Origin of the sequence: Acidovorax facilis (assembly GCF_050626955.1) — a bacterium.
GTDB classification, from domain to species: domain Bacteria; phylum Pseudomonadota; class Gammaproteobacteria; order Burkholderiales; family Burkholderiaceae_C; genus Acidovorax; species Acidovorax facilis.
On sequence record NZ_CP192462.1, the window covers coordinates 56,891 to 69,810 of the forward strand.

Genomic DNA, 12,920 nt, shown 5'->3' on the forward strand with positions numbered 1-12,920 from the left:
CAGGAATAAATTGATCGCTTGTCATCGTTGTGTACTTATACAAAAGTCCGCTCGAATGGGCGTCGCACGCTCCCACCATGTGACGAGAAAGATGCTGCTCGCCGCGTAAACCAGGCGGCCTACTCAGGAATTGTCCCGCACAGAAAAAGTTCGAGTCAGCACTCAAAAACCGGTCTCGCCTCCAAGGCTCACCGTTGCTATCTCTGTTGCTATCAATACCTGTAGCACCCATCAACAGACCGCGCCAAGCAGCGGTTTCAGCCTACACCTGCTGACATTTCCACCGATATACTGTACTTGCATAAGGGGTATCTATTTAGCTCCAGTGACGTCAGAATATCTGGATGGAAACCCAGATGCTAACGCCAACTCCTGGACAGGACTACCCTCGCACCTGGAACGAATTTCTTGACTGGTTTGCCACCGAAGATGCCTGCCAGGCGTTCCTGGAGAAGCTGCGCTGGCCCCAAGGCTTCGTCTGCCCGCGTTGCGGCAACGCTGGCGATGTGTACCGCGCCAGCCGCACCCGCCTGATGTGCCGCTCATGCCAGTACCAAGGCACAGTAACCTCTGGGACCATCTTCGACAAGACGCGCACACCGCTGCGTGTCTGGCTGGCGGCAGCTTGGTACCTGACCAATCAGAAACAAGGCGTGAGCGCCCTGGGGCTGCAGCGCGTATTGGGCTTGGGGAGCTACCAGACCGCCTGGACCATGCTGCACCGGTTTCGACGTGCCATGGTCCGCCCGGGCCGAGACAAGCTCAAGGGGCTTGTGGAGGTGGATGAAACGTACCTATCCATCACGGATCGCAAGAGTCCCGCCACCCCTGCAGGGCGCAAGAGCAGCACCACCAAAGTGTTGATGGTCATGGCGGTGGAGATCGTGGAGCCCAAGGGGTTTGGACGCATCCGGTTACGCCGCATTGACCGAGACGCCGCCACCCACGTCATCCCCTTTGTGCAGGAGGTGGTCGAGCCCGGAGCCCAGGTACGCACGGATGGTTCGGCGGCATACCGCGCTCTGGGAGAGCTGGGTTACACCCACCGGCGCACCGTCATGCTCGGCTCAGGCGTGCCTGCCCATGTCTCCATGGCGGGAGTGCATCGAGTCGCCTCACTGGTACAGCGCTGGGTGCTGGGAACACATCATGGCTCTGTACAGCCAGACCACCTGGATGCCTATCTCGATGAATTCGTGTTCCGTTTCAACCGGCGCACATCCAACTCACGCGGGATGCTGTTTTACCGCTTGCTGCAGCAAGCGGTGGTCACGCCGCCAGTGACGTATGGGGATGTCGTGAGCAAGAACACCGGGGAGAGGCAATCGGATACTATTGCTGGATGAAATCACAGCATCAACGGGGCTACTGGAGCTAAATAGATACCCCTTACTTGCATACAGTGATTCTAGCGCCCACCCATGTCGACCCTCGCCCTGTGGCAAGAAGGCCCCGAGCCTTCGCCAGGCCCATCTGCCGTCGTACCTCCGGAAGAGCTCACCAGAGCGCTGCCGGTGCACGTGGCCGAGGCCGTGTGGCGAGGGACCGAGTTGGGCAAGGTGGAGGCGCGCGTTGTCAGCAGCGGGTTTCCGGCCCTTGATGCCGAGCTGCCAGGGGGTGGTTGGCCAACCCGCAGCCTGACCGAGTTGCTGCTTCCCCAGTCGGCCATATGCGAATGGCGACTCCTCGGCCCGGCGGTGCCGTCGCTGCTCGCGGAGGAAGGCAGCACCGTCTACCTGGTGTCCCCACCAAAGCAGCCCAACGCGCCAGGTCTGGCCCAGCTCGGCGTGGCGCCTGACCGCTTGGTTTGGATTGAGGTGAAGGGGCCGGCAGACCGCCTGTGGGTGGCCGAGCAGCTCATCAAGTCCGACCCGTGCGGCGCCGTGCTCGTCTGGCTTCCACAGGCCCGGCCAGAGCAGCTGCGCAGGCTGCAGGTGCACTCACAGAGCTGCGATGCGCCCGTGTTCATTGTTCGGCCAGAGACGGCCCTGCGCGACACTTCTGCAGCTCCACTGCGCGTCTCCGTGACCCTCGGCGCTGGGTGGAACATTGACGTCCGCATCCGCAAGCGCCGCGGTGCCACGTTCGATGGTGTTCTTCAATTGCCGGCGATGCCCAGCAACCTGGACATTGTCATCCCGCCACGATTGCGAACGCTGCCTGCGCCCAGGCCTGCGCGTCAGGAGGTGCCCCATGTACTGGGCAGCCCTGCTACCAATCCAGCTGCCGCATTCCGCGTCGCCCATTGATGCAGCATCCCTCGGCACGTGGTCGCTTCAGTTCTCCCCCAGGGCCACCCTGTGCGAAGAATGCGTCCTCGTCGAAGTGGAGGCCAGCGCTCGGCTGTTCGGTGGAATTTCCAGGCTGCGGGAGCGCATCGAACTTGGTGCTGCAGAGCTAGGTGCGCGAGTAGCGTGGGCGCCCACGGGCTTGGGCGCACTCGCCCTCGTGCGCTGTGAGCTTGCGGACGGATTCCAGGCCCCGTGGCAGAAGGTGCTCGACAAGCTGCCCCTGACTGCATTGACCGCCGTGGCCGCGCACCAGGCGACGCTGGCGCGCGTTGGCTGCCGCACGCTGGGTGACGTTCGCGCATTGCCTCGGGGCGGCATCAGCCGGCGGTTCAGCAAGGAGTTGCTTTCCGCCCTGGACTTGGCCTATGGGCTCCGGCCCGAGACCTACGCATGGCTCACCATTCCCGAGAGCTTTCATGCGCGGCTGGAACTGATGTCGCGCGTGGAGAGCGCACCCGCGCTGCTGTTTGGCGCCAGGAGGCTCCTGCTGCAGATGTCGGGATGGTTGCAGGCAAGGCGCCTCGGCGCGACTGCATATACGTTTCGCTGGTGTCACGACGTGATGCGCGCCAAGGATGCCGGCACCGGTGGTGAGCTGACCATCCGGACGGCCATCCCCACACAGAACGTCGACCATCTCGGCAAGCTGCTTGCGGAGCACTTGGCACAGGTCACGCTGCTCGCGCCGGCTGGCGACATCGAGCTGCTGGCCACAGAGGTGCTGCCCGTCGTCGAAGAGAGCCGCTCATTTCTTCCCGAAGTCAGACGCAAAGGCGCCGCCACTGGCCTGGCGCTTGAACGCATGCAGGCCCGATTCGGCGACGACTGCATCCGCCGCCCACTGGTGTGCGCCGACCATCGCCTGGAGCACGGGCAGCTGTGGTCCCACACCGATGCGGAGAAGCCTGGCAAGGCGCAGTCCAACGGGTACGACCTCCCGCAGCCGAGCTGGCTGCTTGTGGAGCCGCTGCGCCTGGTCGAGCGTGACCACCGGCCCCAGTACCAAGGGGCCCTGCAGCTGCTTCTGGGGCCTGACCGCATTGAAGGGGGATGGTGGCATCGTGCGCAGGACAGCGGCGAAGAAATCACACTCAACGTGCAGCGCGACTACTACCTTGCGCTGAGTCCGCACGCGGGTGTGCTGTGGGTCTTCCAAGCGCGTCTGGCGGCCGAAGAGACTGCGTGGTTTCTGCATGGGCATTTCGCATGAAGACCAGAGCACGCTCGGTCCAAACCGGTAACGCAGTACCGTTTCTGGGTAAATCGGTACTGCATTACCGCTTTGAGGCGGGGCCACGCCCATGAGCCAGCCCACCACACTCCCCGAATACGCCGAGCTGCGGTGCATCTCGAACTTCACATTTTTGAAGGGCGCAAGCGCGGCAGATGAACTCGTACACCGCGCGAAGGAACTCGGGTACAGCGCGCTGGCCATCACGGACGAATGCTCAATGGCTGGGGTGGTCCGTGCCCATGTCGCAGCCAAGGAGGCCGGGCTGCCGCTGCTGCTGGGCGCGCAGTTCCTCGTGTCACCCCGCAGCAGTTCCGAGGCCCCGTTCATGCTGGTGGTGTTGGCCCAGACACTCGATGGCTATGGGAACCTCTGCCAGTTCATTACCAAGCTTCGGCGCAGCTCCGAGAAAGGCACCTACCACCTCACCCTGGACACTATCCGTGGCGACGAGCTCAAGAACTGTGTAGCCCTGCTGTGCCCGGAGCGGTCAGCCAAGGCTGCTCAGCTGGAGGCCATGGGCCGCTGGATGCTCGACCACTTCGTGGGCCGGTGCTGGATTGGGGTCGACCTGGTGAGACGCATCGACGATGAGATGTGGCTGTACCGGATGCGCGAGCTGTCGGCGCTCACGGCGCTGCCCCTGGTCGCCGTGGGCGATGTGCACATGCATGTGCGCTCACGCAAGCCACTGCAGGACGTGATGACGGCGACCCGTATTGGCAAGCCGCTGACCGAATGCGGCAAGGAGCTGGACCGCAGCGCAGAGCGCCATCTGCGCAGCCGGTTGCGGCTTGCGCAGACCTTTCCTGCGGAGCTGCTGGCCGAGACCCTCAACGTGGTGGCCCGGTGCAGCTTCAGCATCGATGCGTTGAAGTACCAGTACCCGACCGAGGTCGTGCCGCCTGGCCACACCGCTGCGAGCTACCTGCGCCAGGCTACCTACGAAGGTGCAGGCCGGCGTTGGCCGGCGGGCATCCCCGAGAAGGTCCAGCAGCAGATTGAACATGAGCTCGACCTCATCTGCGAGCTGCAGTACGAGCCGTACTTCCTCACCGTGTACGACATCGTGGTGTTCGCGCGGTCGCGCCACATCCTTTGCCAGGGCCGCGGCTCGGCTGCCAACTCGGTGGTCTGCTACTGCCTCGGGGTCACCGAGGTCGACCCCGCACGCATGTCGGTGCTGTTCGAGCGCTTCATCAGCAAGGAGCGCAATGAGCCTCCGGACATCGACATTGATTTTGAGCACCAACGGCGCGAGGAAGTCATCCAGTATCTCTACAGCAAGTACGGACGCGACCGCGCAGCGCTGACTGCCGCGGTCATCTCGTACCGGCCACGGTCGGCGATACGCGATGTGGGCAAGGCCCTGGGCTTTGACTTGGAGACCGTGGACGCCATCGCGAAGGGGCAGCAGTGGTTCGACGGCGACAACCTCCGCATGGAGAGATTCGATGAGCTCGGCATGGACGCTTCCTCGCTCGCGGTGCGGCAGCTTCTGACCCTGACGGACCAGTTGGCGGGGTTTCCAAGGCACCTGTCGCAGCATACGGGTGGCTTCGTGCTCACGCGCGATTTGCTGTGCCGCATGGTGCCCGTGGAGAACGCATCGATGCCGGACCGCACGGTCATTGAGTGGGACAAAGACGACCTCGATGCCGCCGGCCTATTGAAGGTCGACGTGTTGGCTTTGGGCATGCTGTCGGCGATTCGCCGGGCGCTGGACTTCATCAGCCTCCAGCGAGGCTACGACTTTGCGATGCAGGACATTCCTTCCGAAGACCGCAGGACCTACCGGATGCTGTGCAAGGCAGATACCGTGGGCGTGTTCCAGGTCGAGTCGAGAGCGCAAATGATGATGCTGCCGCGGCTGCGGCCACAGTGCTTTTACGACCTGGTCGTTGAAGTCGCGCTGGTTCGGCCCGGGCCCATCCAGGGCGGCATGGTGCATCCCTACCTGCGCCGGCGCCAAGGGCTGGAGCCTGTGACCTATCCGAGCAAGGCGTTGGAGGTTGCGTTGGGGCGGACCTTGGGCGTGCCGATTTTTCAAGAGCAGGTCATGCAGATATCCATCCTGGCCGCGGGCTTCTCTGCGGGTGAAGCAGACGGGTTGCGCCGCGCGATGGCGGCCTGGAAGCGCAAGGGCGGCCTCGAAAAGTACTACGACAAAATCGTGAACGGCATGCTGGACCGCGGCTACGAGCGCAGCTTTGCCGAGTCCATCTTCGAGCAAATCAAAGGGTTCTCGGAATACGGTTTTCCAGAGTCACACGCCGCCAGCTTCGCACTGCTGGTCTACGCCTCATCGTGGATAAAGTGCCATGAGCCTGCGGCCTTCCTGGCCGCGCTCCTCAACAGCCAGCCGCTCGGCTTCTACAGCCCGAGCCAGCTGGTGCAGGACGCCCGCCGCCATGGCGTTGTGGTGCGGCCCGTCGATGTGATGCACAGCGATGTGGACTGCACGCTGGAAGACCTGCCAGGCAAACCTGCGGTGCGCCTGGGCCTGCGGCTCATTGCAGGCCTTCGAACCGCCAGCGCCGTGCGCATCGAAGAAGAGAGAGCACGCGCGCCCTTCGACAACGCGGAGGAAATCGCCCGCCGATGCGACCTAGAGTTGCACGAAATGAAGCTGCTCGCCGCGGCCGACGCGTTGGCCTCACTGTCCGGGCACCGGCGCGAGCAGGTGTGGGAGGCTGCTGCGCTGCATGCCACCCCGGAGATTCTTCACGATGCCCCTATCGATGAAGAAGTGCTGGAGCTGCCGCCGGCGCGCGAGGGAGAGGAAGTGCTCTGGGACTATGCGTCCACCGGTCTCACGCTGCGCAGCCACCCGCTCAAGCTCCTGCGGCCCAGACTCGACAAGTACAAGCTCAAGACCTCGGCCGACCTGCGAAGGGTGCGCGATGGACAGGTGGTGCGTACCGTCGGCATCGTGACACTGCGGCAGCAGCCTGAGACGGCCAACGGGGTGGTGTTCGTTTCGCTTGAGGACGAGCACGGCGCCGTTCAGGTCATCGTCTGGGAGCACGTGCGCGAGCGGCAGCGGCAGGTGCTGTTGGGCTCGCGGCTCCTGGCGGTGCAGGGGCGTTGGCAACGACAGGGGACGGTGTGCAGCCTGATTGCGGACAAGCTGGCGGACCTGTCGCATCTGCTAGGGCGGCTGGCCACTGAAAGCAGAAACTTCAAGTAGCCTCCATAGAAGTGCTGATGGCAGCAACCGCCCCAATGTATGTGTGAGCATTGAATCTCCTCGAAAGCCTCTTCTTGTCTGCACTTACCGCTCGTGGCGACCGACAAGACTCTCAACGCTCAGAATCAGGCTCTCCTGCGGCGTCGGACCCGTCTACGATCACATGGTTGAAGTAAGGCCGGACCCTGCTATCCAGGATTGCATCCAGCACGTCAAGGTCATGTTGCTCTGGGTCTAACCAGGCGTCGATGTCTTCGCGGCGCAAAGGGATGATGCACCTGTCATGACCGGCCGCAAGCACTTCAGGCGGAGGTTCGTCTGTGATAAGCGCGAAGGACAGTAGCTCTGGCTCACCCTGCCCTGTCCACCTTGCCCACACGCAAGCCGCATGCAGGTACTGTTCGGGCTCAGGTCGAAATTCCACTACCGCAACTTTCACGAGCTCACCTGGGGCCAGCTTGCGTCCTTCGGCCATATGCCGGTGGACGTGCTCATAGAAGTTGGTCAAGATGACCACTCCGCGGCAATTGGTGTATTGCTCCCGCCAGAAGCCTTTGAGCTTGTTCCGTCTAGCGTTGTATGTCCCGTCGTACTCTTTGTCGAAGGACGGTGGCACATGTGGTGGTCGAAGCCGAAAGCGCATGGGCTTCAAGATGCGTTCTCCATCCTGCATCAGCATCATGGGAACAAACTCACCTGGGAAGAAGCGGGCGTCACTGGCAAGCGCATAGGTGCGCTGCAGGTTGTCGATGAGACCTTGTAGCCAGGGAATCTTCTTGAGCGCGACGCGTCTATCGTTGGTCGCAAGCTTGGTGACCTTCTTGAGCAGCTTGGCCTCCGCGGTCACCAGGCGCGCCTTCTGCTTCTCCAGGTCCTCTGTGAGCTCGGCCATCTTGGCTGCGGCGTGCTTGGCAATCAGGTCTTTGACCGCACGCTCGTCCTCCGTCTGCGGCGTGGCGAAGGCCATCTCAGCGCTGCGAACTACATCGAGCTTCCGGTCCTCGAGGCGCCGCCAGAAGATCTCGTAGAAATCCTTGATGCTCATCTTCGCGCCGTACTCCCGGACGAAGTTCTGGTAGTCCGCTCGGACCATCGCGCTGTAGCACATCACGCTCTCCCTGGGTTGGCTGCAGTATGCCGTGCCTCCAGAGTTCAAGAACAAGCACTCCCGCAGAGCCTCTGCGGCTTGATCGTTCACCCACTGACTCAGATTGGCGTACCAGAGCCTTTCGGAGAGGTGCTTTGACTTCCATCCCTATTCGGCCACCCTGGCGTCATCGGACAGCAATCGCTGAAGTCTTTGTAGAGGTGTGTGACCCGATTCATTCTGCGTTGAGATCCGGAAAGCTCCGCAAGCATCCGGTAGGCCAGGTGCATCAAGCCGTTGGACATGCGGATGAGTGCAAGCGCCATCTCACTCGGAAAGCCATCGCGCACCCGGCGAAGCGGATGGATGCCGGTATGGACATACGAGTTGAGCGCATGACGTGAGTATTCATTGAACTCTGCCAAGTGGGCCGTCATACCCGCAGGCCCCACTTGGACTACCCGTGCCAGCATGTCCATGAGACCAGGGAGATTCTTCGCAGCCTTCTCTGACGCAAGATCGAGGTCACAGGCCAACTTGGCAATCTGATCAGCATTGGCGACCCATCGGAGCCAGGCTGCTCGCAGCAACGCCTCGTACTGTAGTCTCAGAACACCGGAGGCCGAATTCGGCGCGTCCACCTCGAACGCCGAGCGGACCACGCTTGCGTGTTCAATGCACAGCAGACAGGCCCCAGCAACCAGTTGGCTTTGCTGTGTGTCGTGCGCTAGCAAATATCCTGAAGCGGGGTAGCAATCGACGATGGCGTCCTCGAACTCGTCAGATCGGTCAAGGAGCGTTGAAAGAGCGTCTTCGTCGGTGGATGGGTCTGCGTGAGAGGTAGTCATAGGTTGCAACGATGGGCCTGACTGGCGCCCCGAGAGTAGCCCCTGGCCTGGCTTGATGCACCTCAATTGCGACCGGTAGTTTTCCCCCTTGCAGCCCTTCGGACAACTCCACAGAATGAATTCGAGGGAGGAGATACATGTTCAAACTGCTGTTGGGGATCTTGTGCGTCTGCGTTGGCATTGGAGCAACTGCTGAAGAGCTCTGCGCAACCAAGGACACGGCGGCATATGCTGCCCACCCGGACCAAGGCCCAAAGTCTCCCGCCAAGCTGCAAGTGGTGAAGGGACGAAGCTACTCCGTCGCAACGCGCATCAGTGGCTGGGTAGGTGTCCAATCCGGAAGCGAGTTCGGATGGGCGTCAGAATCCGCTTTCAGCCGCTGCACATCAAAGAACGCGGGCTCCAGCGCTTCTTTGCTGGCGGGAACAGCGGCAGCAGCGCCAAAGTCGTCAGTTGTAGACAGGTCCTCCAGCGCCAAATCTTCGCCCGATGCTTCGCGCAAGTCTGCCTCCGCTTCATCCAGTGTCGGGGGTTGCCCTTGCGGCGGCGGAAAGGTCTGCGTCGGCCCCAGGGGCGGCCGGTACTGCATCACCAGCGGTGGGAACAAGCGCTACGGCGTGTAGCCGCACCCGGCCTCGTCGGTAAGTTGAGGGTGGTAGTTCAGCGCATTGCGGCCTTAAGCACCTTGTGCTGGAATTTCCAGGCCAGCACTTGCGGCTGGCTCCACAACGACCTACAACACCGGAGTACCCATGCGCAAAATCCTAACCTTGGCCATCCTGGCCCTGACCTTCGCTGCCGCCCACGCCCAAACCGCCCAGCAGAACCTGATGGGCACCTGCAATACCGAGGCCACGGGCAAGAAAGGCGATGAACGCAAGGCCTTCATGAAGACCTGCCTGAGCGACGGAAAGAAGCGCCAGCAGGAGCGCATGAAGTCGTGCAACGCAGACGCGACAGGCAAAAAGGGAGATGAGCGCAAGAAGTTCATGAGTGAGTGCCTCAAGAAATGAAGTTCACCTCTCTGTAAGACCCTGCTTTATGCTGCCCTTTCGGCCAGCGCGGGCTGGCCAAGGGTGGTTCAATGCGCCGTTTCCTTCAACGACGCACAACGTGAATCTGCTTTCTTCTTGGCCACGCGGTCTGTTCGTGGCCACGGCCCTGGTCCTGGGTCTTACCGGCGCTGTTTCGGCACGCTCCTCGGGCCATGGCTTTGACAGCTCCGCCCTCCTCGTTCCCCAACCCACCAGCTTCGCCCAGTGCCCACAGTTCTTTGCGCGCTCGACGCCGCCAGCGCTAGCACCAGCACCGCGGCTCCGAGAGCTCTGCTACGAGGCTTTTGCGATCTTGCACGATGGTGGTACCCATACCCCCGTCTACGTGGCCCAGCGCCTCAGCAGAAAGTCCATCGAAGCTGCCGACCACAAACGCTCAGACAGGTTCTTTGCCGACGCGCGCCTGCCTGAGAGCGAGCGTGCGGAATTGGATGACTACAAGCGCTCTGGCTATTCGCGCGGTCACATGGCACCTGCTGGGGACATGTCCACTCCGACCTCCATGGCGCAAAGCTTCTCGTTGGCCAACATGGTGCCCCAGGACATCCAGCACAACGGAGGAGCTTGGGCCAAAATCGAGCAGGACACCAGGCGCTACGTGCTCAGAGCCAAGGGGGATGTCTACGTGATCACCGGGCCGGTTTTCACACCCGCGAGCCCAGTGATTGGGCGCAATGCGGTGAAGGTCCCCACCTACCTGTACAAGCTGGTGTACGACGCCACAACGCAGCGCGCTTGGGCCCACTGGCAGGCCAACCGAGAAGGTGAACGAGTCGGTCCCCCGATCAGCTACCAGGAGTTGGTCAAACGCACTGGCATCGATTTCCTGCCCAAGCTGAATCCTCAACATTGAGGCCGTGGAGGAATGTTGGCGCAGAGAGCGCCAGATGCAAGTGCGCTATAAATCGCCTTTCCATCATTTCTGTGCAAAACCATGAATCGCGCTGATCTCGTCGAAATCCTTGCCGCCAAGCATGACCTGTCCAAGGTCGCAGCAGGCGCCATCCTCGAAACCCTCATCGACACCATCCAGACTGCTGTGAAGAAGGACGATGCGGTTCAGCTCGTGGGCTTTGGCACGTTCAAGGCTGCCAAGCGCGCAGCACGCACCGGCAAGAATCCTTCCACCGGCGAAGCCATCAAGATTCCAGCCGCTACCGTGCCCAAGTTCGTGGCCGGCGCCAAGTTCAAGGCAGTGGTAGACCCCAAAGCTGCAAAGCGCAAGGCCGAGAAGGCTGGCAAGTAATTGCCCATGACACACAAGACCGCCAGGCCCGCAGCCGTGGCGGTCTTTTTCATTTCTGCGCAGGCGATGTCTGCTTGCGCCGGCTGGTACACAATCCGCCTTGACTACCTTCTCCAATGCATTCCGCTCTGAGGTCGTTCGGATGGCTCGTAAAGAGCTCAAGCCTGAACTACAGGGCATGCGCAAAGCGCTGACTTCGCATCGTTCGGAGATCGCTGCGCTCAAGCGCGAAGTGAAGACTTTGACGTCTCAACTCAAGGCGGCTCAGCGGTTGGTCAAGGCTCCTCCGCCGCAACTCGAGGAAGAGGCGCCCTCGGTGCGCAAAGGAGGGAGAAAGTGGGTCTTCAAACCGGAAGCACTGACCGCAAAACGCGCCGAGCTGGGGATCACAGCGAAAGACATGGCCAAGCTATTGGAGGTGTCGCCGCAGTCACTCCCGAGATGGGAGTCTGGCAAATCACGTCCCCGTGCGGCGCAACTGGAGAGAATTCGGACAGTTCTTGATGTTGGGAAGAGGAAGGCGCTCGCCATACTCGCCGAAGGCCAGTAGCGTGTACCGACGGATGCGCTGCAACTAGCGAGTCCATTCGCGCGCCGCCATCCTTGGGGCAACGCCGAGTTTGACACCATCGTGCATTGGCGCTTGCACGACGTCACTCGCTTAGCAACAGAGCCCTCAAGCAATCTCGCAACGTAGGGCTTCTTCAGGTACTTGGCTGGGACCGAGAACTTCGGCCATAGGTCATGCAAGTCTCTCCGGCGACGTGCCTGCAATGCACGCAGCTCGATATCTGCGGATCTAACCTTAGCCAATTGAACTAAACTTACATGACTTGAGCTAAAAGCATGTATCAACGCACGCGACTGCCAATCAGCAAACACACTCAACAAGCTCAAGTCATGTAAGTTTAGTTTTGACATATGGTTGAACATCCACCAGACGGCAGAGAACTCTTTCAGCAATGGTTGAGGAAAGAGTCGACAAAAACAAACGACCCGCTACAGCTCAAATCAGCAGGCCCGTACCAAGCAATTTGGGAGTCATGGCTGAAGGATCTGTCGTCCGTCTTGCTCGTCTCCGAAAACGGATCTTCGATCCGAACACTTGCCTGGCACCAAGCGAAGCGAGAGCATGTGGTGCAGTTCCTTCAGCCCCGCGCAGGCCAGAAGGCGTCTCACAATCCAGCAAGGTCGATCAGCGAGGTAACCAGGCGAAGGTATTGGAGAGTTCTCGAGCGCGTGTATTCCTTCGCGTTGGCTCAGAAGTGGATCACTGAAAATCCAGCCTCAGAACTCTCCATTGAGGAAAAGCCCGCACCCTCTTCCCAACTAGGGCATGTCCTGTCGGATCCGATCTGGCATGCGCTCCCTTCATTTTTCCCCTCCGGCGAGTCGATGTACGAGATCCGAGATCGCGCAGTTCTTCTCCTGCTCTACGAACTCGCACTTGCACCAGAGGAAGTCCGACACCTACGGCCTGAAGACATCACATTCAACGGGACGGACGCGTCCCAAGGGCCCACGCCGTTTTCACTGCACATTCAAGGAAAACGCGCCAATCAAAGTCGTACGCTTTTGCTGTCGCTCGGGTTGAGCCAGGCGCTACGGCGCTGGCTGGAATGGCGATCGCATAGCGCTAAGGCTGCCTCATCAGAATGGCTGTTCGTCTCAAATCGAGGAACGGCCCTGGCAGTCTCGGTGCTGTTCTCCGCAGTGAGCGCCTGCGTGATGGCTGCCAGCCGTGGAGCTTCTCCCGGCCAAGAGCCAAAACGTGTAGGCCCACAGGTTCTGAGAAACACTTTCATCGTCCACATGTTGAATCGGGGCCACCCTGAGGTTGAAGTCATTCAATTCGTGGGAATCAAGAGCCCAAAGGGACTGCGACGGCTCGTTCAGGCCGTAAATGCACGCGATCACGTGCAAAGCTGACGACGGGGTCTCCTCGTTTTCAGTGCAATAAGTGACGGTACGC

General features: G+C 61.1%; 12 protein-coding genes. 9 read left to right on the forward strand and 3 right to left on the reverse strand.

Going from position 1 to position 12,920, the window contains the following annotated elements; genetic code table 11:
• The first annotated feature begins 344 nt into the window (after positions 1 to 344).
• The 4 genes from ACQ4MJ_RS26275 to ACQ4MJ_RS26290 all read left to right on the forward strand — a co-directional run bounded on the left by ACQ4MJ_RS26275 (position 345) and on the right by ACQ4MJ_RS26290 (position 6,712).
• Positions 345 to 1,346: an IS1595-like element ISCsp2 family transposase gene (locus ACQ4MJ_RS26275; protein ID WP_431153180.1), complete on the forward strand. Its 1,002-nt coding sequence runs from the start codon at positions 345 to 347 to the stop codon at positions 1,344 to 1,346.
• 75 nt (positions 1,347 to 1,421) lie between these two features.
• A complete protein-coding gene (gene imuA, locus ACQ4MJ_RS26280) occupies positions 1,422 to 2,249 on the forward strand; it encodes a translesion DNA synthesis-associated protein ImuA (RefSeq protein ID WP_431153181.1) in 828 nt (275 codons plus the stop codon).
• Positions 2,194 to 3,501 carry a Y-family DNA polymerase gene (locus ACQ4MJ_RS26285; RefSeq protein WP_431153182.1) on the forward strand — a complete coding sequence of 436 codons (1,308 nt, stop codon included), beginning with the start codon at positions 2,194 to 2,196 and terminating at the stop codon, positions 3,499 to 3,501. Before imuA ends, ACQ4MJ_RS26285 begins: the two co-directional genes overlap by 56 nt.
• 91 nt (positions 3,502 to 3,592) lie before the next feature.
• Positions 3,593 to 6,712 (forward strand): error-prone DNA polymerase, encoded by a 3,120-nt coding sequence (locus tag ACQ4MJ_RS26290; RefSeq protein WP_431153183.1) that lies wholly within the window; start codon positions 3,593 to 3,595, stop codon positions 6,710 to 6,712.
• 112 nt (positions 6,713 to 6,824) lie between these two features.
• On the opposite strand, the gene ACQ4MJ_RS26295 is transcribed toward ACQ4MJ_RS26290, so the two are convergent.
• The 3 genes from ACQ4MJ_RS26295 to ACQ4MJ_RS26305 form a co-directional block, all read right to left on the reverse strand.
• Positions 6,825 to 7,820 carry an SOS response-associated peptidase family protein gene (locus ACQ4MJ_RS26295; RefSeq protein WP_431153184.1) on the reverse strand — a complete coding sequence of 332 codons (996 nt, stop codon included), beginning with the start codon at positions 7,818 to 7,820 and terminating at the stop codon, positions 6,825 to 6,827.
• 98 nt (positions 7,821 to 7,918) lie between these two features.
• A complete protein-coding gene (locus ACQ4MJ_RS26300; protein ID WP_431153185.1) occupies positions 7,919 to 8,647 on the reverse strand; it encodes a DUF6988 family protein in 729 nt (242 codons plus the stop codon).
• A gap of 292 nt (positions 8,648 to 8,939) precedes the next feature.
• Complete coding sequence (locus ACQ4MJ_RS26305; RefSeq protein ID WP_431153186.1) at positions 8,940 to 9,254, reverse strand: hypothetical protein; 315 nt, start codon at positions 9,252 to 9,254, stop codon at positions 8,940 to 8,942.
• A gap of 145 nt (positions 9,255 to 9,399) precedes the next feature.
• Between ACQ4MJ_RS26305 and ACQ4MJ_RS26310 the strand changes: the two genes are divergently transcribed.
• From ACQ4MJ_RS26310 to ACQ4MJ_RS26330, 5 genes are all read left to right on the forward strand, one after another.
• Entirely contained in the window at positions 9,400 to 9,660 is a 261-nt protein-coding gene (locus ACQ4MJ_RS26310) for a PsiF family protein (RefSeq protein ID WP_431153187.1), read from the forward strand.
• Positions 9,661 to 9,808: 148 nt separating this feature from the next.
• Positions 9,809 to 10,555, forward strand: coding sequence for a DNA/RNA non-specific endonuclease (locus ACQ4MJ_RS26315; protein ID WP_431153309.1), 747 nt, complete (start codon positions 9,809 to 9,811; stop codon positions 10,553 to 10,555).
• A gap of 81 nt (positions 10,556 to 10,636) precedes the next feature.
• Positions 10,637 to 10,948, forward strand: coding sequence for an HU family DNA-binding protein (locus tag ACQ4MJ_RS26320; protein ID WP_431153188.1), 312 nt, complete (start codon positions 10,637 to 10,639; stop codon positions 10,946 to 10,948).
• 100 nt (positions 10,949 to 11,048) lie between these two features.
• Positions 11,049 to 11,498, forward strand: a complete 450-nt coding sequence (locus tag ACQ4MJ_RS26325) for a helix-turn-helix transcriptional regulator (protein ID WP_431153189.1) — start codon at positions 11,049 to 11,051, stop codon at positions 11,496 to 11,498.
• Positions 11,499 to 11,869: 371 nt separating this feature from the next.
• Entirely contained in the window at positions 11,870 to 12,877 is a 1,008-nt protein-coding gene (locus ACQ4MJ_RS26330; protein ID WP_431153190.1) for a tyrosine-type recombinase/integrase, read from the forward strand.
• Positions 12,878 to 12,920 lie beyond the last annotated feature (43 nt).